Below are 24,240 nucleotides of genomic sequence, written 5' to 3'. Positions count from 1 at the left end.
TGCTTTAAAATTTTGCTCCGATCGTTAAAAAGAAATTTCTTGGATCAGCACTCATGATGCCGGGTCCCGGATAACCTCCCGCTCTTCTTGTAAAATATTTTTCGTTGAAGAGATTGTTTAATCCTCCTTTTACAAAGAAACGTTCTGTGAATTTGTAAGTAGCAGATACATCCACAATCTGGTAAGAAGGAATCAGGCCATTTACACCTGTTGTAACAGGTGCAACCGTATTGTTTGCATCGCTGAACGCATCACCGGTGTAATTGTATTGAACAGTAGCGGTTAACTTTTTGTAGGCGTAGGTAACACCGGTACGGAAGATGCGCTGTGGTGCATTCTCTACACGTTTGTCTTTGAGTGTGGTTTCCGTTAATGTATTCCCGCTCCTGGTTACCACTCTGAAATCGCCGTAACGGGCATCAATAAAGGCCAATGAAGCAAAGAGCGTAATATTTCCGAATGTTGAATTTTTTACAAACGCTTTCACCGGGCTGAACTCCACAAGTAACTCTGCGCCTTTACTGGTACTGTTGCCCACATTGGTTCTGAAGTTATAAAAACTGCCATCAGTACGTTGCTGTGCAATTAAACCGATACGGTTATTGTATTTCAGGTAATAACCACTCACATCAAAGAACAAAAATTCTTTAATGCTGCCACGCCATCCAAGATCAGCATTATAACCTTTGGCATCTTTTAAATTCTCATCAATTACATCCGTAGTAGGATTGGCCGTTAAATCACTGAACAATGCAGGGCGGTAAGCCTGGCTCCAGTTTGCATACAATTCTGTATTGCCGATATGATATTCTGCACCAACACCGAGCAACGCAAAATTCCTGTTACGGATTTCATTACTCACTTTGTTTTCGCTTCCGTTGCTGTTAAAGCTGATTCTTCCTTCAGCCGTATTGCGGATCGTTTCATAGCGTACACCCGGAATTAAAATGAGCTTCTTGCCAATATGAATAATGTTTTCAGCAAAAAAAGCAGTATTGGACGTAACAAAGTCAAGATCCGTTCCAAACGGAGCTGATGTATTAATGTTATAATCAGTTCCCGTATCACCTCTTCCGTTTTGCATTCGTGCAGTATTGCCTCTGAAATAACGAACACCTGCTGCTACTGTATTCTTGAGCGAACCGATTTTGTATTCATTGATGTAACGCAACTCAGCACCTGCATTACGGTACCTGTCTATATCTACTCTTCGGTTATTGTACTGAAGGGTAGCAGCATTCACCGTATCCTTTATATTAGGTGTTGACATAAAGCCATTGCTGTTACGGTCGCCCGTCATTCCAAATACTTTTATATTAATGCGGCTGTTATCAGTAATGGTATAGTCAGCATTCAGGGCAAGAATGTTAAACTGTACATTAAACCAGTTACGGGAGCGTAAACTTTGTAAATGATCTGCAGCAAACTGTGCATCCGTTAAACCGCCCGGCTGTTGCGCCACATAGTTGAAATGTGTGTACTCAATACCCAGTTTTAATTTATTGCTGGCTTTCCAGGTAAAAGAACCGAAGCCCGTGCTTACATCAAAACGACTGTTGGGGCGGGAACCGTTGCCCAATCGTTTATCCCAGAACGCATAATAATGTGCTTTGTTTGTTTCACCGCCAATGGCATTATAAGTGTTGAAGAGTCCGAAACTTCCGGCAGTTTGTTGTGTTTCAAACTGAAAGGGTTTGTTGAGTTCACTTCCGTTTTTCATAATGAAGTTCACCATGCCGCCAAACTGCGGACCGTATTGCAAACTGCCGGCACCACGTACTACCTGTATACGTTGTACTGAGTTTAATTGTGGTGTATAATACGCTTCGGGGTAACCGAAAGGATCGCTGCTGATATCGTAACCATTCTGGCGAACATTGAATTCCCAACTGCGGTTGGGACTCAAACCTCTTGCACCAATGCCGATCTGAATACCGCTGGGATCACTTTCCCAGATCTGAATACCGGGTACTTTGGCCATTACCTGGCGCATGGTATTGGTAACCACATTGCCCTGTACATTATCCATCACAATCAATGAGTTCTTTTTACCGGCGTTGATTTGGGTGCCTACTATTTCAGGTAAGAAATGAATATCAGCTCTTGTATTACGACCAACAATGGTTATGTCTGATAAATACTTGGTGTGAGTGCGAACCGTATCCCTTTGAACTTCCTGTGCAAAACTGCCTGTGGTCATTAATCCGAGGCTTAATCCAATCATCAAATGCTTCATAGTATCAATTTTTGTCGCCGCAAATTTGATTCAGTACTATGAACTGATTGTTACGGAATGGGAAAAAGGGTTTACGGGATCGGGAAGAATTAGCGGAATAAGAGTTCACAAGGCTTTAGCCCCGTATGTTTTTTAAACGCTGTGGAAAAATGAGAGATGGATGAATAGCCCAGCAGAGCGCTCACTTCTGTTACACTCAGTCCTTTTTCATACAGCAGGTATTTAGCATGCTCCATCCGTTGTGTTTGATAAAACTCAAAAATGGTAGTGCCGAACATCTCCTTAAATCCTTTCTTGAGATAGCATTCATTGGTGCCTACTTTGCGGCTCAGCTCTTTAATAGTAATGGGTTCGCCAATACGCTGCAACAGAATTTCACGGGCCTGCAGAATCGTATCCCTTGCTGTATCAGTAGCCAGGAACCGGCATACAAAGCTTTCTTCGGCTTTCTGCTCTGTAAGACATTCCAGTCCGTACAGCAGGAGTGTTTGCAACTGGCTGTTTACGTAAATATTTTCCAGCGCATTGCTGTAATTGTGCTGCAGCAGGTTATCCAACACCGTTTTGATTCTGTTGCAAAGATTTACCGTAGTGGTAAAGGACTCTTTTTCTTTAAATGCAATCACACGGTCGCTCTTGGTGCTGAGGGTTCTTCCTTTTACAAAAGGTGTTAGATATGCCGGGGAAAAACGGAAAAAGAACAGATCAATGGTGGGTGCTGCTTCGCAGTCAGCAGAGCTTTTCTTGCAAACCCCGTTGCTGCATTGTTTGCTGCTGCAGTATTGATTTCCTTTTACACAGAAACGCAGTTCTATGCTTTTTTCACCGGTACGCCCGGCTGCATAATTGTACACCAGCAAGGCAGTATCTTCCGGGGTAATATGGGGCAGCGACTTATAGCGGTAAATGCCGTAGTTGACGGAGCCCGGAATTTGTTTTTCCTGCTCATATACCAGCTCCAGTTCGCTGGTAAGAACCGGGCTGCGGCTGGCTAATAAAAGAAGTTCATTTAACTGCTCCATCAGCCGGCAAAGATAAGCGAAACAAAGGGTAGATGATGAGACCTGAATGACACTGTTTTGTCATCTTTCCAAGGCGCTATCCGCAGTGTTTTTGCTGCGGATTTACTGTTTGAAAAATGGGGAAATTTAAGAGCGAAAAAGAGCCCTTTAAAACGGGTCAACCCATGCCTTTTCCTTACTTTTGTCAGAATCGTTTTTTCTCTCACCAATCAAGATTTTTGAGACGCATTTTATGAGCACAGAATTGCAGGATACAATTGAAACAACAACCCCCATTAACAGCGCAGTGAACCAGGAAAAAAATTACGGAGCCGACAGTATTCAGGTTCTTGAAGGACTCGAAGCCGTTCGGAAGCGCCCTGCCATGTATATTGGCGATATCAGTGAAAAAGGGTTACATCACCTGGTATATGAAGTAGTAGATAACTCCATTGATGAAGCGCTGGCGGGTTATTGTAAAAATATCACCGTAAACATTCATGAAGATAACAGCATCAGCGTGCAGGATGATGGCCGTGGTATTCCCACCGCCATGCACAGTAAAGAAAAGCGTTCAGCGCTGGAAGTAGTAATGACCGTTTTGCATGCAGGTGGAAAGTTTGATAAAGGTTCTTATAAAGTATCAGGCGGTTTGCATGGTGTGGGTGTGAGTTGTGTAAACGCACTCTCTACCAAACTGCATGTAACCGTACAGCGTGAAGGCAAAATATTTGAGCAGGAATATAACATTGGTATTCCGCAATATGCCGTACGTGAAATTGGCACCAGTGAAATAACAGGTACACGTGTTCACTTTTGGCCTGATGCGACCATCTTTACCGTAACTACTTACAAGAAAGAAATTCTGGAAGCACGTTTGCGTGAGCTGGCGTTTTTGAATAAAGGCATCCGCATTAACCTGAATGATTTGCGTGAAGTGAATGATGATGGTTCCACTTACAGCAAAACATTTTACAGCGAAGGTGGTATTATTGAATTTGTAGAGTTGATTGATAAGAATGGTAAGCGTGATGCGTTGCTTCCAAAGGTAGTGTATATGGAAGGCCGTGATGAGGCTACCAATGTAGCTGTGGAAGTGGCCATGATGTACAACACTTCTTTCAACGAGCATATTTTTTCCTACGTAAATAATATCAACACCATTGAAGGCGGTACACATGTTACAGGTTTTCGTCGTGCTATAACAAGAATCTTTACGGCCTATGGCAAACGGGAAGGTTTGTTTGAAAAAGCAAAAGTGGATGTGGAAGGAGATGATTTCCGTGAAGGGTTAACTGCTATTGTTTCTGTAAAAGTTCCGGAGCCGCAGTTTGAAGGTCAAACTAAAACCAAGCTGGGTAACAGTGAGGTAGCAGGTATTGTAGAGAGTACGGTTGGTAAAACATTAGAAGCATTCCTCGAAGAAAATCCAAGAGATGCCAAGAACATCGTTCAGAAAATCATTCTGGCCGCACAGGCAAGGGCAGCAGCACGCAAAGCCCGTGAACTGGTACAACGTAAAACCGTAATGAGCGGTGGCGGTTTGCCCGGTAAACTGGCAGATTGCTCTGACCGTGATCCTGAACGTTGTGAGTTATACCTGGTGGAGGGTGATTCAGCAGGTGGTACAGCCAAGCAGGGCAGAGACAGAAGTTTCCAGGCTATTCTTCCTCTACGTGGTAAAATTTTGAACGTGGAGAAAGCAATGGAGCATAAGATTTATGATAATGAAGAGATCCGTAATATGTTCACCGCATTGGGTGTGAAGATTGGTACACCTGAAGATCCCAAGGCGTTGGACTTAAGCAAGCTGCGTTATCACAAAATCATCATCATGACGGATGCTGATGTGGACGGAAGTCATATTGCTACGTTGATTCTTACCTTCTTCTTCCGTTATATGAAGGAGTTGGTAGAGCAAGGGTATCTCTATATCGCCCAGCCACCTTTGTATTTGGTGAAAAAAGGAAAAGAGCAAGCTTATGCATGGACGGATGAAGAGCGTAAAGCGATTGCCATCAGAATTGGCGGTGGTAAGGAAGATAATGTAGGTTTCCAGCGCTATAAAGGTTTGGGTGAAATGAATGCCGACCAGTTGTGGGAAACAACCATGAACCCGGCTACCCGTTCCCTCAAAAAAGTAACTATTGAAAGTGCGGCTGAGGCCGATAGTGTGTTCAGTATGCTCATGGGTGATGAAGTGGCGCCCCGCAGGGAATTCATAGAAAGCCATGCGAAGTATGCGAAAATTGATGCATAAGGGATCTGTGCAGGGCATTCAGGCTGGTTCGGAAAGCCTCAACGCATTATAAAATACTTGCAAAAGCGACTGAAAAGTCGCTTTTTTATTTGATTTTCAGTTGTTTAGAACTGTGGAAAAGCTTCATTACCCCCTTTGGCCCTGAACTGTTACTTTTGCTCTGAATCAAAAGCCGTTGCCGGCCCTTGATACAAACATATTATTCACTAACTCAAATTAATACGTATGCAAATCACAGCTTATAACGTAAAGACAAAAGAAAAGAATGTTCCTATGCTTGACGCCGTAATTACTAAAACTGCAAGAGGCGGATATATGGCACAGGGTAATGATGGTAAAGGCAACAAACTCACTTCTTTGCTGAGTGAGGCAAAAGCACTGGCGGCTATTGCGGCCGGTACTGCAAAGAAAGGATGGGATTAATTCAATCGTATCAAGTATAAACAGAAACGTCGTTCCGCTATGCAGAACGACGTTTCTGTTTAAAATGGGTTATGTTTACAAAGGGAATCTTCTTGCAATACCTCTTGTTACATCCTGCATGGCTACTTCTACCGGGTAGTTCCAGTCAGTAGAATTATTGAAACGGGTGCTCCAAACTGCATAACCTCTTTTAATTAAAGCACAGCTTACAAAAATATCACTGGTGCGTGCAGCGCCTGTGGGCAATGGAAGATTGGCACCGGTGCTTCTTATAACACCACCAATGACATCCACACCAAAAGCAGCTTCATCACTCAGTACACGGTTTTGTGTAATATTTGTTTTGAGAATGGCATCAACACCTAGGATCTTTGCCAGTTCTTCCGCATCCATTAAATGAGCAACTGAATCAGTGATACCTTTTTCTTCCAAAAGCTGTCTTGTTTTATCCAGTGATTGAAACTCAGCTTGGGAATATTTGCGGAGCCTGATATCAGCAAATTGTACAAGGTCAATATACAATGCATTGTACATGTACTTGCGGTTACGTTCAATCCGTTTCTGGTATTCTTCCGGACTGATTTTAGTTGGCTTGGTACCTGCTACCGTTAAATCAATGGGCAGAATGGCAATAGTGCGGATTCCATAACTCTGTACCCGCTCCATGGTACGCCTGCGGGCGCAGGAGGCCAAAATAATAATGGAAAGGAGAATGAGTAAAGTACGGTTCATAAGCTCGGTTTTAAATGTGAATAATACAATGTGTACACATTTGAAGATTCAACACTTATGCCAAACGAATGAAAGGAGCAGTTATTGTAACTGCTTTACAAAATGCTTAACAGCTTCGTAAAACTACCTGTGGAAATAACGATCGCTTTATTTTACTAAGCGGATGCTGAAAGGATAACGGTACAGGATATTGTCATTTGCTTTTACTGTAGCTATAATGCAGAGTATGATATTGGCAAAATAAAGAATCACAAAAAACAAGATACCCACCAGTAAGAGCATTAATACTGCACTGATAACATAAAAAATAGTAAGTGATATCTGAAAGTTCAGCGCTTCTTTTGCGTGTTCCGCTACATAAGATGATTCATCTTTTTTAAGCAGGTAAATAATAAGCCCCGGAAAAATCCAGAAGAAGATAGAAAGGATGTGTACTAAAATAGTCATGGTCCTTTCGTCGCTGCTTACATTGGTATATCTTGTTTCACTTGATTGCGAAAAGTTTTGTTGTTCCATATAGCTTTTTTATTGCTTTAAGGTAAATAAAAATCAGAAGTTTCAGTTTCTTTTTTCCAGGTGCAGGAGTAACTGTTGAGCAATGGTTTGGTTGCCTTCTGGGCCAAGATGACAAAAATCAATGTAAATCCCTTCCCTGTTATTAAACAACTGCGTAAAATCAAGAAAGCTTTCTTTGAGTGATTCGTATTTAGATGTTTGCAGTAAACCCGGAATTAATTTGTAGTAACTGTAATTAATGCGTACCGGATTTTTTAATTCACTGATGATGGGCGTGCCGGTGTAAATATTCGGTTGTAACACACAAATGAATTTTGCACCATACAGGTTGGATAATTGTTTTGCAGCCAACCAGGAGTCCAGTAAATAAATGGCTGCGGCAGAATCACTCATGGTTCCGGTATTGGTTTCAATTGGTTGCAAATCTTCTTTACTGAAAATCTTTTGATGAGCAATACGTAATAATTCCCTGGTTGGTTTTAAATAGTAATCACTGAATTTGGGATGCGGTTTCTTTTGGTCTGCACCATCAATATGATAAGCTATCTGCTCTTCCCGGCGATGTGAGAAAGGACGCAGCACCATGCCCGGTGCATTATTTACGCCATCATAAGCAACAACAATTTTGGGTTGTAATCCCTGCAGCAACTGCATCTGTAAAAACAAAAATCCCTGGTAAGCACAATAACTGTCTTCACCAAAATTAACCGCCCTGTATTTTCCTTTTGACAAGAGGCTGAAGTAAGAAGGGATGGTGCAGGAGTCATGCACATTATCACCCCACATGGTTGAACCGCCCAGGAATACCACGGTAGCAGCACTGTCACTGCCGGGTTCACTTTGAATGGTTCTTCTGATGCCGTTGGAATCAACATGTATGGTGCGTCCTTCAAAGGCAAGTTTGCGCCAGCCTACAAAAGAACGGTACACAAATTTTTGCTGCAGTTCTTCTTTCAATTGATCTTTGGCCCAATTCACATTTTTATAAGCAGATAGTGAAGTGATGGCAGTAATACCTTCTTCCCTTAGTTGTTGTTTCTTTTTAGCGGCACGGGCATCCTGAATGGAAAATAGAATCAACGCTGTTAAATCGGCAATAAGAATCAAACCGATCAATACCAGCAGGTTAATACCGATTAACTTCAATAGCTTCCGCATTCTTTTTTTGGTAAAGTAACAAAATAGCAGCAAAACAATTATGCTGTTGCTGAACTCATGATGGACTGATGCATACGGGTGAGCAGTCTTAATAGATGCTCCATCGAAGAAATATCTTCTACAATCAATAAAAACAGTTTGCCTGTTTGTTTTAAACGGGCTTTGTTCAATCCTGTTTGTACAAATTGCATGATGCCCTGGAAAATATTTGACTCAAAATAGGGAGAGTCAGGATTGTTGATAAAGTAGCAACGAAGTGTTTTGTCTTTCAAGGTCATTTTTTCAAAACCAAGTTCTACACCCAGCCTGCGGCAGCGTACGGTTGTAAACAAATCTTCTACCTGCGGAGGAACAGCACCAAAACGATCCTGTAATTCGGTATGAAATGCCTGTAACTCTTCTTCGTTTTCACAATTATCCAACCGGGTATAAAGACTCAAACGTTCGGTAATACTTTCCACATACGCATCAGGAATCAAAATCTCAAGATCAGTATCAATCAAACAATCTTTCACATAATCTTCCTGCTGCTGAATTTCTTCTTTAAACAGTTCCCGGAACTTCGTACGCTTCAGTTCACGAATGGCTTCATCCAGTATCTTTTGATACATTTCAAAACCAATCTCTGCCATAAAACCACTTTGCTCACCACCTAATAAATTGCCGGCTCCACGTATGTCCAGGTCACGCATGGCAATTTGAAAACCGCTGCCCAGTTCGCTGTGTTGTTCCAGGGTTTGTAAACGCTTTCTGCTGTCGTTCGGCAAGGTACTCATCGGCGGTGCCAGTAAATAGCAGAATGCTTTTTTATTGCTACGGCCTACACGACCACGCAACTGGTGCAGATCACTCAAACCAAACTGGTGGGCATTGTTAACGATGATGGTATTTACATTGGGAATATCAACCCCGCTCTCCACAATATTGGTACAAACCAATACATCATATTTCTGATCAATAAAGTCTAAGATTTTTTCTTCCAGTTCATGACCTTCCATTTGCCCGTGTGCAAAACCAATACTCAAATCCGGACACAATCGCTGAATGATCGCTGCCATTTCCGCCAAACCGGCAATACGGTTGTGAATGAAAAAAACCTGGCCGCCTCTTTCCGTTTCAAAGTAAACTGCATCACGGATAAAATCTTCTTCAAACACCCGCACTTCTGTTTGAATGGGCTGACGGTTGGGCGGGGGTGTATTCATTATACTTAAATCTCGTGCACCCATTAAACTGAACTGCAATGTTCTTGGGATGGGCGTGGCCGTAAGTGTAAGGGCATCAACATTTGTTTTAAAAGTTTTGATTTTTTCTTTGTGCCCCACACCAAACTTCTGTTCTTCATCCACCACCAGCAAACCAAGATCTTTAAACTTTACTTCTTTACCCAAAAGTGCATGGGTACCAACAATGATATCAACCTTGCCTTCTTTTACTTTTTCGTAGGTTTCTTTTTTCTCTTTGGCGCTTTTAAAACGATTCACATAATCAACCGTCACAGGAAAATCTTTCAACCGTTCTTTAAATGTTTTATAGTGTTGAAAGGCAAGAATGGTAGTGGGCACCATTATGGCTGCCTGCTTTCCATCACACACGGTTTTAAATGCAGCACGGATGGCAATCTCTGTTTTGCCAAAGCCAACATCACCACATACCAACCGGTCCATAGGCGATGGTGATTCCATATCTTTCTTTACATCGGCAGTTGCCTTGCTTTGATCCGGTGTGTCTTCGTACATAAACGAAGCTTCCAGCTCTGTTTGTAAATAGCTGTCAGGTGTATGTGCAAAACCTTCCTGTGCTTTACGTTGTGCGTAGAGTTGAATGAGATCAAAAGCAATTTCTTTAACCTTGGTCTTGGTTTTTTCTTTGAGTCGGTTCCAGGCATCACTGCCCAGTTTATTCACCTTGGGTACACTTCCTTCCTTACCCGTGTACTTTGAAATTTTGTGCAGTGAATTAATGTTCACATACAAAATATCACTGTCTTTATAAATCAAACGCACTGCTTCCTGCATCACACCGTTTACATCAATCTTTTGTAAACCACTGTACACACCCACACCATGATCAATATGCGTAACATAATCACCCGGTTGTAATTCTTTCAGTGCACGAATGGTAAGCGCCTTACTTTTATTGTAAGCCTGCTTTACTTTATATTTATGATACCGTTGAAAAATTTCATGATCGGTATAACACACCATCTTCAGGTCTTCATCAATAAAGCCTTCATGAATCGCACTGTTGATGGGAGTAAATTGTATCTCAGCTTTTAAATCGGAAAAAATGCTGTAAAGGCGTTCCAGTTGTTTTGGATTCTCGGCAAAAATGAATGCTTCAAATCCTTTGGCTTCCCATCCTTTCAAGTCTTTGATGAGTAATTCAAACTGCCGGTTAAACGCCGGCTGATGTTTGGTATGACATCTGATGGTAACCTGGTTTGTTTCATCAACGGTTGACAGCAAATGCGGTTCATAACCAAACTCAATCGTATGCATTCGCTGCAACTGTTGCTCTGCTGTTTCTGCAGTAATAAAATCTGCAGCTGTTATTTCTGTTTTCTCCAGCCGGTCTTCCTCCTCGTATTGATTTCTGGATGGAACAGCAGCAATTTTTAAAAACTGCTCCAGCTCTTCTTCCATCGTTAACAGCCGCTCTTTAATCACATCCCAGTCTTTCAGCCATACAACTGTATTCTCCGGAAGAAAATCAAACAATGAAACTTTTTCACCGCTTTCAAATTGTGTTTCTACATTGGGAATGATACTTACCTGTGCCAGTCTCCGTTCACTCAGCTGTGTTTCCGGATCAAAAATGCGGATGCTGTCTACATCATTACCAAACAATTCAACACGATAAGGCTTTTCATTTCCAAATGAGTAAATATCCAATATCCCGCCACGCAATGCAAACTGCCCAGGCTCATACACAAAGTCAGTACGGCTGAACCCAAGATCAACTAAAAACTGCATGATGCCATCTACATCCAATGTATCATTGGTTTTAATGAGCAGCATATTACCCTGTAATTTTTTGGGCAGTACTACTTTTTCAAACAAAGCTTCAGCATAGGTAACCATCGCTCCTACCCGTTGACCGGTAGGCATTGAAAATTTAGTGAGCGCTTCTGTGCGCAACATTACATGTGAAGCGTTGAGCAGCTTGAAGTTTTTGGGATGTTTAAACGAAGATGGAAAATAAAACAGGTTGAGCTCCTTGGTAATACTTTCCAGTGAATTGTGGAAGTAAGCAGCTTCTTCTGCATCATTAAGAATAAACAAATGATTCGTTTGCTCCTGGCTGGGATGGTTAAATACAGCGCCTGCAATAAACTGCGAAGCACTTCCCTGCAGGTTTTTCAGCCAGATACGTTGCGTAGAGGAAAAAGAGAGCCTGTCCGCCAGTTGAAAAACACGGGGATCATCAGAAAATTTCTTCAGCAACGATTCAAAATTCACGGGGTGCAAAGATAATGAAACCCTGTTTTGAACTAACCATCGTAACTAGAATAAAAACAGCGGAAATATTATCTTTTTTGGCTTATTTGAGTACTTTTACTGCTACCAATTTCCGGTAAATCCAGATAGCTATGAATTACAAATCCAATCCTCTTACAAATCTTATGTACATGTTCAGCTATGTACGTGTTTATATCTTACGTTTTTCTCTTCTACTTTTTCTTTTAAGTTCCTCCTCCTTACTTCATGCTCAAAAAGCAATTGGATCATTGCATCTCAAACAGGGTGATGTGCTCATAAAAGAAAATACTTCGGAAGAAGGTGTGCGGAACGAAGTAAAAAAAGGCTGGTGGAAGAAGGAAGGTTATTTCATTTTGGTCTTTGATGCAAAACCGGGAGCTGAACAATTGAAACGTTTGGAAGTAAATGGTGTTGAATTCCTGCACTATCTTCCTGACCATGCTTACCAGGTTCGCAGCAAAGTGTATCCATCAGCTGTGGTGTTAAAAGATGCCGGTGTAAAAAGTGTGGTGCAGTTGCCCGGTGAATATAAGTACGGAAGAGCGTTGTCTTTGTTTTTAAAACAGCCCTTTCTTACAGCTTCAACCGTTAAGCTAAGTGTACAACTCATGCCCGGTGTTGATGTTGCAGAAGCGCTTCCTGTTTTAAAGCAATCCGGTTTTTCGCTTACCAGTGATCAGTTCATCAATCGTGGTTTATTAGTTGGTACCATCTCCGGCACCAATGTCAAAGAAATTGCATCACTGCCTTTTATCAGTTATCTCAACCAGGCTCATTTTACGCCACAGCAATTAAATCACCGGGAGCGTGCAGTGTATGGTTTAACAGCGCTCACAGCAAACCAGGGGGTGGCCCGTCAATTGAATGGTAGTGGAATAACAGCGGGTGTAGGTGATAATGCAGATCCAACTTCGCATCTTGATAACACAACCAATGCTGTTAACCGAAATCCATCGCTCATTAGCAGCTCTGCACATGGTACCCTGGTGAGCAGTGTAGTTTCAGGAGATGGTATTATACAGGAGCGGTTAACAGGTGTGGCGCCGGCCAGTTTTCTTATCACTGATTTTTTTGATTTCATTGTAACCAAATCGCCCACTTATGTAACAGATTATGGACTAACGGTAACCAATAACTCCTACTTTAATGGGTTGAGCGGTTGTAATGGTAACGGAGATTACAATGAACTCAGTGCGTATATCGATGGTCAACTGTTTGCCAATCCTTACCTGCAGCACATTTTTGCAGTGGGTAATGATGGAACATTGACCTGTACACCATATCCCACCGGTTTTGGTACAGTAAAAAGCGGTTACCAGGCTGCCAAGAATGTTTTATCTGTTGGAAGTTATAATGTAGTCGTAAATGTTATTTCCGGTTTCTCCAGTAAAGGACCTGTAAATGATGGTCGTATCAAACCGGAGATTCTTGCTTCAGGCGGACAAGTTGAGGGAACTAATATCAACAATGGTTATTACAATAACACAGGAACCAGTTTTGCCGCACCCGGTGTAACAGGTATCTGGACTTTGCTCACACAACGTTACAAACAATTGAATGGAAGCAATCCCAAATCAGGATTATTAAAAAATGTTTTGTGTAATACAGCTAACGATATCGGTAATCCCGGTCCTGATTACCGTGCCGGTTTTGGTTTTGTAAATGCACAACGTGCTGTGCAGATGCTGGAGCAAAACAGGTATTACAGCAATTCAGTATCAACAGGTGGAAATCATACACAGGTGATTGCAGTACCGGCAGGTACCAAACAATTGAAACTAATGCTTTACTGGCACGACCGTGAAGGATTACCCAATAATATGAATGCATTGGAAAATGATCTGGATCTTACGGTTACGGATGGATCTGTTTATGAGCCATGGATTCTCAATCCGGCACCTGCTTCCGTCAATAACAATGCAGTAAGAGGAGCAGATCATCTCAACAATATTGAACAGGTAACTATTGATAATCCCGGCACTTCTGTAAGCATTAATGTAAATGGATTTAATGTTACAGGCTCGCAGGAGTTTTTTGTGACGTACGAATTCATTCAACCTGAGCTTACCTTGCTTTATCCTTACGGTGGCGAACGGTTCAGTTCATTTGCTTCTTCCGGAAGACAGGAAGCAATCAGTTGGGAAGCAAATGATGGAAGCTCTGATACGTATCGTTTGGAATATTCACTGGATGATGGTGGTACCTGGCAATTAATTGCTGATGGTATTGCAGCTACTGATTTCCGTTATTTCTGGACGGTACCTGCCGTAAACAGTAACAAAGCTAAAGTGCGTATCAAGAGAACTTCAGGCTCTGTTTATTCAACATCACCCGGCAATTTTGTTATTGCCGATCAACCCACACTTTCGGCTACCGTACCCTGCGAAGGATATGTGGATCTTACCTGGTCAGCAGTAACGGGTGCTACAGATTACCAGGTGATGCAGTTGGTAAACGGTGTGTTAACCAATGTTGCTACCACTGCATCGCTTAATCATCGTGTGAGTGGTCTTGACAGAAATACAACTTATTGGTTTTCGATCCGCCCCCGATTAACAGATTCTGTTTCAAGAAGAGCTGATGCAAGAAGTATTTTGCCGAGGAGCAGTTCTCCCTGTACGGATGCATTTTTTGATAATGATCTTAAAATAGATACCATTCTTTCTTCCATTATTGGAAGAAGACTTACTTCTACTGCACTCAACGCTGCACATCCGGTAACTGTACGGATTAAAAACCTGGATAACGCTGCTTCATCTGCAACTTATACGGTTTCTTACCAGGTAAATGGGGGAGCTATTGTAAATGAGAATCCGGGTATCAGTATTGCGGCCGGCGGAACGCTTGATTATACGTTCAGCGCTACCTATGATTTTTCTGCAGCAGGTATTTATTCACTCCGTGTGTTTGTAAAACAAATTAATGATCTGCGTACAGAAAATGATGAGGTTGTTTATTCGGTCCGTCATCTGGATAACGCTCCTGTTGCTTTGCCTCATATCGATGGCTTTGAAAGCACGGGTGATGACATCTACAGAACAAACAGGATCGGGTTAACCAATGCAGAGCGTTTCGATTTTCAACCCAATACTACCAATGGAAGATTGCGTACCTATATCAATTCTTCGATGCAGATCAATGGCAACCGTTCTTTGTACCTCGATGCCAATCAGTTTATCGGCACATTAAATACCAATAGCTTACTGGCCACTTACAATATGACCAATCACCTGGCAACGCCCGGTTTGCGGCTTGATTTTAAATTCCGCAACCAGGGACAGTTAAACCTGAATGCAACAGGTGTATGGATGCGTGGAGAGGACAATCAGCCATGGGTATTAGCCTACAACCTCAGCAATAACCAGGGTGAACTCGGTGAAATAAAACAAGTGTCATTGAATATAGAAGAACTATTGGCTAATGCCGGGCAAAGTCTCAGCTCCAGTTTTCAATTAAGATTTGATCAAACAGGAATGGCTTCTTCTAACAATGGTACGTACCTGGCCGAAGGATCGGATATTGATGATGGTTTTTCGTTTGATGATGTCCGGATCAGTGCTGCTGTGAATGATTTAACCGTAACGCAAATCGTTGCTCCTTCCGTTTTCAATTGCAGTGCAGGTGCTGCTGCTACGATCACTATCAGAGTTCAGAATACATCGGCAACAACATTTAACAATGTTCCTGTTTATTATCGTATTGATAATGGAGTAGCTGTGGCCGGTACCATTCCTGCAATTGCCGGTAACAGTACCATTGATTACAGCTTTACTACCTCGGCTGATCTTTCGCAATTCAGAACTTATGAAATTGATGCATGGACGCAACTGCCATCAGATAATTATCCATTGAATGATAGTGTTAACAATTGGAAAGTATATAACAGTCCTGTTATCAATTCTTATCCTTACCTCCAACGTTTTGAAGCCAATGACGGAAACTTTTTTACAATAGGTAGTTACAGTTCCTGGAAATGGGGGCAAACAGATCCTCTTACGAGAAGCAGGTTACGCAGGGCTGCCAATGGTAACAATGCATGGTTTACTGCTTTGTCCGGTACGTATAAGAACAATGAAAACTCATATCTCTACTCACCCTGTTATGATTTAAGCAGCTTAACCAATCCTGTTCTGAGCTTTGCACATATATCTCAGCAGGAAGATAACTTCGATTTTCACACAGTTGAATATACTATTGATAATGGTGTTACCTGGCAGCGGTTGGGGGTACAGAATGGCGGTACCAACTGGTTTACTTCTCCGGTAAATACATGGCTCACCAGTTTACAACGCTGGCATGTTTCCAGTGTAGCCATACCAACCACGGCATCTTCTGTACGTTTTCGCTTTCTGCTTTATTCTGATGTGCTTGTTCAGCGGGAAGGTATTGGTATTGATGACATTCACATTGGTGAAGCTCAAACGATTTATACCGGGGCAGATGTTAACGGTTTAACGCAGAATATTACAGGTGGCAACAACTGGATTCCATTTACAAGCGGTGGTAATATGATTGCCGCTATTAATCCGCTCGGTCAAAACCTCGGTAATACAACAGCGAGTGTTTATTTTAATACCAGCGGTGTAGTTCGAACTGCAAACAATCAATATTACCTGGATCGTAACATCGTAATTAAACCTGCGAATCCGCTTACAGATAGTGTAGCGGTACGTTTTTATTTTACAGAACAGGAAGCAACAACTATGATCAATGCTACGAATTGTGGTACCTGTACCAATATTACGGATGCATTTATTGCGGGTGTTACCAAGTTCACCGGTTCCAATCCGTCTACAGAAAACGGAACATTGCTGGATAATAACAGCGGCAGCTATGCCTTCTTAACTCCTGCAGAAGTGGATATCATTCCGTATAACAATGGCTACTATGCGGAGTTTAAAGTGCGGAGTTTTTCTGAGTTCTGGATTAACAGCGGCGGTAGCAATCAATCCACACCGTTGCCGGTAACATTGGTTGAGTTCACCGGCAGCAAACGTTTATCGCATGTGGATCTGAAATGGCAAACACAAACTGAAAACAACACCAGTCATTTTGAATTGGAGCGACGTATTGATGCTGTAACCAATTTTGAAAAAATAAAAGAAGTAAAAGCAGCGGGCACTACGGCACAACCTCAATACTATGCTTATACCGATGAAGATGCTTTGTTAAAAGGGCAGCGTTTACAATACCGTTTGAAAATGGTAGACCTCGATGGCAAGTACAGCTATTCACCAATTGTAACAATACAATCTTCATCAAACGGAATGTTTATTGAAAACGTATACAATAACAGCGGATCACAATTGCAGATAGTAACAGGAACTAAAACAGGCATCCGTGAAATGAATATCCGTATTACTACTGCTGCCGGGCAAACAGTATTACAACAACAGCGTAATTACAGTAATGCATTCATCAACATCAATTCGCTGGCTGCCGGTATTTACTTTATTGAAATAAGAAGCAGGGAAGGAGATGTATTTACACAAAAGTTTATTAAACAATAACCGTAAATAAAAAACCCCACCAGCGGCGGGGTTTTTTATTTTAACCTATTTTACCGAGAGGGATGGAACGTAATTTTTCTTCTTCCTCTTTATGCTTGGCAATCGAAGGCAATGGTACTTTTGCCTTTTCCAATGCATCTGTTAATTGTTTATTGATTTCAGCATACTGCAAAACTTCACTGTTGGCATGTAACATTTCTGTTTCCACTTCCAGGATTCTTTTGTTTAATTGAGCTTCTTTTCGCTTGCCTATGAGGTAGCCAATGATCACAGCAACCAACATAAAGCCGAGGAAAATAAGCAGGTGAATTTCGAGTGTTGAACTGGCAAGTTTCATTTTTAATTGGGTTTAGTGAATTTAACAGGGTTGATTCTATTGCCGTACGCTTAGGTGCAAAGTAAGCCCATGAACGTCAATTATACAATTTTATTCATAACATATTGTTTTACAGCGGTTGCAGGTATGCGTTGTTGCTCCAGGCTATCCCTGTCACGTATGGTAACAGTTCCATCTTCCTTTGTTTGATGGTCCACTGTTACACAAAAGGGCGTACCAATAGCATCCTGCCTGCGGTAACGTTTGCCAATGGCATCCTTCTCTTCATAAAAACAATGAAAATGAGGACGGCAATCATTAATAATTGAATCAGCCAGTTCAGGAAGCCCGTCTTTTTTAGTAAGCGGAAAAACAGCCAGTTTAATGGGGGCGATTTTGGCTGGTAAACGCAACACCACCCTTGTATCTGTTTTTCCTTCTTCAGCCGTAGGCACCACTTCTTCATGATACGCATTGCTGAGTACCGTGAGGAACAGGCGATCCAAACCAACCGATGTTTCTACTACATACGGAATATAATTGCCATAGGGTTTACCATCTGCATTTAAATCATTATCGAAATACTGTAGTTTCTTTTTGCTGAACTCCTGGTGGCGACGTAAATCATAATCCGTACGTGAGTGAATACCTTCCAATTCTTTCCATCCAAACGGGAATTCAAATTCAATGTCTACAGCTGCATTGGCATAATGTGCCAATTTGATATGATCATGAAAACGAAGTTTCTCTGCCGGTAAGCCCAGGTCTTTATGCCATTGCATTCTAGTTTCTTTCCACTTGGCGTACCAATCCAGTTCTGTACCGGGACGAACAAAGAACTGCATTTCCATCTGCTCAAACTCCCGCATACGGAAGATGAACTGACGGGCTACAATTTCATTACGAAAGGCCTTACCTGTTTGTGCAATGCCGAACGGAATTTTCATACGACCGGTCTTTTGCACATTGAGGAAGTTTACAAAAATGCCCTGTGCCGTTTCCGGCCGCAGGTACACAATATTATCATCCGGGTTATCACTGCTCACCGCACCAAACTCTGTTGAAAACATGAGGTTAAACTGGCGTACATCGGTCCAGTTGCTGGTGCCGCTTACGGAACATTTGATTTTATTGGTTTCAATGAGTTGTTTGATACCCGCAAAATCATCTTTGCTCAACAATTGTTCCATTTCAGCAATGAGTGCAGCACCTTGCTCTTTAGGAAGTGTCTCCGCATGTGCTTCAATCAAATGATCAACACGGTAGCGTTTTTTGCTGTCTTTGTTATCAATCATCGGGTCGCTGAAATTGTCCACATGACCACTGGCTTTCCACGTAGTAGGATGCATAAAGATGGCCGCATCAATACCAACGATATTGTCGTGGAGTTGGGTCATACTTTTCCACCAGGCATCACGGATATTTTTTTTGAGCTGGGCACCGTATTGGCCGTAGTCATATACGGCACTTAAACCATCATAGATTTCAGATGATTGAAAAATATAGCCGTATTCTTTGGCGTGGGAGATGATGTTTGCAAAGAGTTTTTCGCTTGCCATGTATCACTTTTTAAAGGTGGCAAAGATAAGCGTTTGAAGGCAAGGGGAGCGATGGAAAGAAAGGGAAAGCTTTATTTCAACTTTTCATTTTGCTGATGCCGCTCCTTATCCCTGTTCATCTTTTTTTCAAAATTTTGTTGCAGTGCAGTGGTTAAATCAACACCGGTTTGATTGGCCAGGCAAATCAGTACCCACAACACATCTGCCATTTCATCACTCAGCTCTTTGCCTTTATCACTTTCTTTAAAACTCTGTTCACCATAGGTACGCACCATCAACCGTGACAATTCACCCACTTCTTCCATCAAAATACCAAGGTTGGTCAATTCATTAAAGTAACGCACACCCACAGTCTTAATCCATTCATCAACTTGTTGCTGCGCTTGTTTTATTGTTAAGTCTGCATTCATAATAGTATCATTTATCCGTTAACCAATTATCAATTATTCTTTGTTCTTCGTATCCATCACAATCGTCACAGGACCATCATTCAGCAGTTCCACTTTCATATCAGCACCAAAAACTCCCGCTTCAATTTTTTTGCCGAGATCCATCTTCAACTGTTGCAGCATCTGCTCATACATAGGAACGGCCATCTCCGGTTTACTGGCTCGTATGTAAGATGGTCTGTTTCCTTTTTTGGTAGAAGCATGTAATGTAAACTGGCTCACCAATAAAATGCTTCCACCAACATCTTTCACACTTAGATTCATCACGCCCTGTTCATCATCAAAAATGCGGAGGTTGCAGATTTTACTACTCAGCCATTCAATATCTTCTTTGCCATCTGCATCTTCAATACCCAGCAGTACAAGCAATCCTTTTTCAATTTGTCCGGTAATGGTTCCTTCTACTGTAACAGAGGCCTTGTTGACTCTTTGTATTACTGCTCGCATGTTGCCAATGTTTCGTTGTATTTTTAATGCCTAAAATTAAGGGTTCAGCAGCATGAACATAGACATCAGCAGCGAAATACAATTCACCACTGCCCGAAGCGGCGGCAGCGGCGGACAAAATGTAAACAAAGTAGAAACCATGGTGATGGGCTATTGGAACATTGCTGCTTCTGCATTCATTACGAATGAACAAAAAGAACTGCTGCTGCATAAACTCAGCAACCGTATTACCAAAGAAGGATTGCTACAGATAAAAAGCCAGGTACACCGTACCCAGCAAAGTAATAAGGAAGAAGTAGTGGTGAAGATGAATTACATCGTTTCACAGGCGCTCACACCCAAGAAAGCTCGGATTGCAACCAAGCCTTCCAAAGCAGCAAAAGAAAAACGTTTTGAGTCTAAAAAGAAACAGGGTGAACAAAAAGCCAGTCGCAGAAAATTAAAACCAGGAGATTTTTGAGTGAGCAAACAAAACACCATATTGTTTTTAGTAGTTGCATTTGCAATGGCAATGGTAACAGATGCGTGCAGAAAAGATGACTACAAAGGCGGCACTGTTGTAACCATTCCCAATCCGCCCGGCTTTCCTGCACAGGTGCAGTTTACAACAACACCGTTGACCAGAGAACGCATTGAGCTGGGCAGAAGATTATTTTATGAAGGAGCTCTTTCAGCTGATGGTTCCATCAGTTGCGGCAGTTGTCATCAGCAGGTAGCAACATTTGGAACTTATGATCATGATTTAAGTCACGGCATCAATGGTGCACACAGCAACCGCAATGCACCGCCGCTGTTTAATTTATTATGGCGCACATCTTTTGGATGGGACGGACGTTACAACCGCATGGAAGATATGATTGAAGCACATCTCAACAGTCATATTGATATGGGCGGTAGTGCACAGCATGCACATCTTAAACTGGAAGCATTGAATAAGTACCAACCCTATTTCAAAGCAGCTTATGGAAGTAATGATATTACCAAAGAACGTTTACTCAATGCGCTTGCAACATTTACCGCTACAATGGTGAGCGCAGCAACAAAATACGATTCAGTAAAACAAGGACTTACCACATATACATTTCTTGAGCAAACAGGTTATACGGTGTTTCAAAACAAATGCAGTAGCTGTCATAAAGAACCATTGTTTGCAGATGATAGTTTCAGGAATATCGGGTTGCCAATAAATACTGCCATCAATGATAAAGGAAGAATGGATGTTACTGGTAAAAGAGAAGACTCATTAAAATTTCGTGTGCCATCACTCCGCAATTTGTTTTACAGTTATCCATTTATGCATGATGGAAGATTTGTTGCGTTCAGCCAGGTGTTTGACCATTACAACTCGGGTGTGCAGCAAAGTTTTACATTGGACGCAAGTTTAAAAAATGGAATTCCGCTTTCTGCAGCAGAACAAAATGCACTGATTGTTTTTTTAAGAACCTTAACGGATGAGAAGTTTGTGAGGGACGGTAGGTATTGGAAAATAGATTAAAACTATTGGCTATGAAGTATTTTATTTTTATTTCCTATCTATTCTTTAGTCATGCTAATGCACAAATTACAGATAGTTCAGAAAAGCAGTTTACATTAGTTGTAAAATTATCATATTGGCCTGCCTCAAATTACTCTAATTCTTGTTATGGTCAAATGCCTTTAAATCTTACAGCAGAAATAGTTCGTGAATCGGATAAGATTTTATGGGGTGAAAAAGTAAATCTTCAATTTGTTAACGAAAGAAGTCATTCTCCCAATCTAATGGTTGGAACTTATATAGTAACAGTAATATATAATCCTAAGTCTCAATCAAATTATCAACTCCCTAGCTCTTCAGAAAAAAGACAACACTTTTATTCATTCAAAGTAAAAAGTGCTATTCGATACCTACAATAAAAAAATCCGCCTTTATCAAGCGGATTTTCTATTTCAATCAAAAACCATTTTAATAATCACCCAAACTGGTTTCACCTAATTGAGCCAATGCTTTTGCCAGTTGCTCATCATTGGGTGCAATGCCATGCCACTCATGACTGCCTTCCATAAAATCAATACCCTTGCCCATGGCTGTTTTCATCAAAATCACAATCGGCTTGCCCTTGCCCACATAAGTTTTTGCTTTTTCCAGGCCGGCCACCATCTGGTCCATATCATTACCATCCTCTACGTGCAGCACTTCCCAGCCAAACGCTGAAAACTTTGCACCCAAGTCGCCAATATTCATCACCTTGCTGGTGGGCCCGTCAATCTGCTGTCCATTCCAATCAACTGTTGAAATAAGATTATCTACTTTATGATGCGCTGCCGCTATCACAGCTTCCCAAACCTGGCCTTCCTGCAACTCGCCATCGCCATGTAAGGAATAAACAATATGCGGATCATTATTGAGCTTTTTTGCAAGTGCTGCGCCAATAGCCACACTCATTCCCTGGCCTAATGAACCGGATGCAATACGTACCCCGGGCAAGTGCTCATGCGTGGTAGGGTGGCCCTGTAAACGGGAGTTCAGCCGACGGAAGGTTTTGAGTTCCTCCACCGGAAAATATCCGCTTCTGGCCAGCGCCGGATAATAAATAGGAGTGATATGCCCATTGCTCAGGAAAAACAAATCTTCGTTACGCCCATCCATATCAAAAGACGGGTTATGCTTCATCACTTTAAAATAAAGGGCAGTAAAATACTCAGTACAACCCAGGGAGCCGCCGGGGTGTCCGCTCTGGCAGCCATGCACCATCCGCACAATATCACGACGCAGTTGGGTGGCTATTTCTTTTAATTCGGGCATGTTTTTAAAAATTGCGGCAAATCTATAGGAAAATTAGCGGGGTGAGGAAACTTTTTCAACATTCAGGGGATCATGTGAGTAAATGGTTGCACCTAAATCCCGTAGTTGGATTTTGATATTGACATTATATTTATAGCTTTGCCGTTATAGTCCCAAAACAAACAACTGTATGGATCACCTTTTGATTGGCTCTGTTATAGCGTTTCTTATTACGTTTTCTGCTATACCAATTATTATAAGGGTGGCCGAGATGAAGCATTTGTTTGATGTGCCCGATGACGACCGTAAACTTCATGCAAACCCTGTTCCTTCTTTGGGTGGTATCGGAATTTTTGCCGGATTCATATTAGCGCTTTTAATGGCTGTGCCTTTTGGCGGACTGGAACTCCAGTTTATGACCGCTGCATTTATGGTGATTTTCTTCCTGGGTATTAAAGATGATATTGTGGTGTTAACTCCCTTCAAAAAGTTTTTGGGCCAGGTAGTAGCAGCAGCTATTCTTGTTTTTAAAGGCGGTGTGCTCATTAACAGTATGCATGGTTTCCTGGGAATTCATGAAATGCCATATGCCATTAGTGTAGCTATTACCATTTTTACCATCATCGTTATTACCAACTCTTTTAATTTGATTGATGGGGTAGATGGGCTGGCCGGTTCACTTGGTTTATTAGCTGCTTCCTGTTTAGGAGTTTACTTTTTCCTGGTAAACCAGCATTTGTATTCCGTAATGGCTTTCAGTATGGCAGGAGCTTTATCAGCGTTTTTGATTTTCAATGTTTCTCCCGCCAAAATTTTCATGGGCGATACGGGCTCCTTATTGCTGGGTACTGTTAATTCAATTTTAGTCATCAAGTTTATACAGATTGCAACCGTGCCAACGGCTGCTATTTATTTGCCGGCTGCTCCGGCCATCGGTTTTGCAGTGTTGTTTGTTCCTTTATTTGACACACTTCGTATTTTTTCCTATCGCATCTTATCACGCCGCTCACCGTTCAGTCCCGATCGTAACCATGTGCATCATTTGTTATTGGAAAAAGGATGCAGTCATAACATGGTTGCTTTTTTGGCCGTGAGTTTTAATGTGCTCATCATTGCCCTTACGTTTTTCAGCCGCACATTAGGTAATACCATTTTGCTTTTAGGTCTTGTTAGTATTGGTTTCTCCACCATCAGCCTGCTCATCTATACCAACCGTACCAAACGCCGCCAGTTGTATCATACACTCCGTGGTGAAAAAGGCTTGGATATTGAAACCAAGGTTATCACGCTCAAAACCGGCACAACCGGTATGGAAGCGGAGGAAATGGCAAAATAATCCTGTTGCAGTTTCTTATTTTCAGTTCTACTCCTGCGGCAGAATAGCATGTTT

17 protein-coding genes and 1 pseudogene are annotated in these 24,240 nt (G+C 41.8%); 7 read left to right on the top strand and 11 right to left on the bottom strand.

The window, feature by feature from the left end; all coding sequences use genetic code 11:
• Positions 1-4: 4 nt before the first annotated feature.
• Together PDL71_RS17085 and PDL71_RS17080 are read right to left on the bottom strand one after the other, a co-directional pair.
• Complete coding sequence (locus PDL71_RS17085) at positions 5-2,236, bottom strand: TonB-dependent receptor family protein (protein ID WP_407523391.1); 2,232 nt, start codon at positions 2,234-2,236, stop codon at positions 5-7.
• Positions 2,237-2,325: 89 nt separating this feature from the next.
• Entirely contained in the window at positions 2,326-3,258 is a 933-nt protein-coding gene (locus PDL71_RS17080) for a helix-turn-helix domain-containing protein (protein WP_407523388.1), read from the bottom strand.
• Positions 3,259-3,490: 232 nt separating this feature from the next.
• Between PDL71_RS17080 and gyrB the strand changes: the two genes are divergently transcribed.
• Together gyrB and PDL71_RS17070 are read left to right on the top strand one after the other, a co-directional pair.
• Entirely contained in the window at positions 3,491-5,497 is a 2,007-nt protein-coding gene (gene gyrB / locus PDL71_RS17075; protein WP_407523385.1) for a DNA topoisomerase (ATP-hydrolyzing) subunit B, read from the top strand.
• Between the two features lie 225 nt (positions 5,498-5,722).
• Complete coding sequence (locus PDL71_RS17070) at positions 5,723-5,920, top strand: hypothetical protein (RefSeq protein WP_407523383.1); 198 nt, start codon at positions 5,723-5,725, stop codon at positions 5,918-5,920.
• A 75-nt stretch (positions 5,921-5,995) separates the two neighbouring features.
• Here PDL71_RS17070 and PDL71_RS17065 read toward each other — a convergent pair whose 3' ends face one another.
• The 4 genes from PDL71_RS17065 to mfd form a co-directional block, all read right to left on the bottom strand.
• On the bottom strand, positions 5,996-6,652 hold the full coding sequence (locus PDL71_RS17065) for a hypothetical protein (protein WP_407523380.1): 657 nt from the start codon (positions 6,650-6,652) through the stop codon (positions 5,996-5,998).
• 147 nt (positions 6,653-6,799) lie between these two features.
• Positions 6,800-7,168: a DUF4870 domain-containing protein gene (locus PDL71_RS17060; RefSeq protein ID WP_407523377.1), complete on the bottom strand. Its 369-nt coding sequence runs from the start codon at positions 7,166-7,168 to the stop codon at positions 6,800-6,802.
• Between the two features lie 42 nt (positions 7,169-7,210).
• Complete coding sequence (locus PDL71_RS17055; RefSeq protein ID WP_407523374.1) at positions 7,211-8,326, bottom strand: hypothetical protein; 1,116 nt, start codon at positions 8,324-8,326, stop codon at positions 7,211-7,213.
• A gap of 38 nt (positions 8,327-8,364) precedes the next feature.
• Positions 8,365-11,772, bottom strand: a complete 3,408-nt coding sequence (mfd, locus tag PDL71_RS17050; RefSeq protein WP_407523372.1) for a transcription-repair coupling factor — start codon at positions 11,770-11,772, stop codon at positions 8,365-8,367.
• A 146-nt stretch (positions 11,773-11,918) separates the two neighbouring features.
• Here mfd and PDL71_RS17045 point away from each other — a divergent pair, with 146 nt between their 5' ends.
• Entirely contained in the window at positions 11,919-17,318 is a 5,400-nt protein-coding gene (locus tag PDL71_RS17045) for a S8 family serine peptidase (RefSeq protein ID WP_407523369.1), read from the top strand.
• Between the two features lie 40 nt (positions 17,319-17,358).
• On the opposite strand, the gene PDL71_RS17040 is transcribed toward PDL71_RS17045, so the two are convergent.
• From PDL71_RS17040 to dtd, 4 genes are all read right to left on the bottom strand, one after another.
• Positions 17,359-17,655 (bottom strand): hypothetical protein, encoded by a 297-nt coding sequence (locus PDL71_RS17040; RefSeq protein ID WP_407523367.1) that lies wholly within the window; start codon positions 17,653-17,655, stop codon positions 17,359-17,361.
• Between the two features lie 80 nt (positions 17,656-17,735).
• Positions 17,736-19,193 carry a glycine--tRNA ligase gene (locus PDL71_RS17035; protein WP_407523364.1) on the bottom strand — a complete coding sequence of 486 codons (1,458 nt, stop codon included), beginning with the start codon at positions 19,191-19,193 and terminating at the stop codon, positions 17,736-17,738.
• Between the two features lie 71 nt (positions 19,194-19,264).
• Positions 19,265-19,603, bottom strand: a complete 339-nt coding sequence (locus tag PDL71_RS17030; protein WP_407523362.1) for a nucleotide pyrophosphohydrolase — start codon at positions 19,601-19,603, stop codon at positions 19,265-19,267.
• Positions 19,604-19,636: 33 nt separating this feature from the next.
• Positions 19,637-20,089 (bottom strand): D-aminoacyl-tRNA deacylase, encoded by a 453-nt coding sequence (dtd, locus tag PDL71_RS17025; protein WP_407523359.1) that lies wholly within the window; start codon positions 20,087-20,089, stop codon positions 19,637-19,639.
• Between the two features lie 70 nt (positions 20,090-20,159).
• Here dtd and arfB point away from each other — a divergent pair.
• From arfB to PDL71_RS17010, 3 genes and pseudogenes are all read left to right on the top strand, one after another.
• Positions 20,160-20,549, top strand: a pseudogene (gene arfB, locus PDL71_RS17020) (alternative ribosome rescue aminoacyl-tRNA hydrolase ArfB); the annotation flags it as partial.
• Positions 20,550-21,584 carry a cytochrome-c peroxidase gene (locus tag PDL71_RS17015; protein ID WP_407523356.1) on the top strand — a complete coding sequence of 345 codons (1,035 nt, stop codon included), beginning with the start codon at positions 20,550-20,552 and terminating at the stop codon, positions 21,582-21,584.
• Positions 21,585-21,595: 11 nt separating this feature from the next.
• Complete coding sequence (locus PDL71_RS17010; RefSeq protein WP_407523353.1) at positions 21,596-21,982, top strand: hypothetical protein; 387 nt, start codon at positions 21,596-21,598, stop codon at positions 21,980-21,982.
• A 49-nt stretch (positions 21,983-22,031) separates the two neighbouring features.
• On the opposite strand, the gene PDL71_RS17005 is transcribed toward PDL71_RS17010, so the two are convergent.
• Positions 22,032-22,871 (bottom strand): transketolase, encoded by an 840-nt coding sequence (locus PDL71_RS17005; RefSeq protein ID WP_407523350.1) that lies wholly within the window; start codon positions 22,869-22,871, stop codon positions 22,032-22,034.
• A 169-nt stretch (positions 22,872-23,040) separates the two neighbouring features.
• Between PDL71_RS17005 and PDL71_RS17000 the strand changes: the two genes are divergently transcribed.
• Complete coding sequence (locus tag PDL71_RS17000; protein ID WP_407523347.1) at positions 23,041-24,186, top strand: MraY family glycosyltransferase; 1,146 nt, start codon at positions 23,041-23,043, stop codon at positions 24,184-24,186.
• Positions 24,187-24,240: the final 54 nt, after the last annotated feature.

It is taken from the genome of Lacibacter sp. MH-610 (genome assembly GCF_045780045.1).
GTDB lineage: Bacteria > Bacteroidota > Bacteroidia > Chitinophagales > Chitinophagaceae > Lacibacter.
The sequence above is the reverse complement of the archived record's forward strand: the minus strand, read 5'-3'. Positions and strand labels throughout refer to the sequence as shown.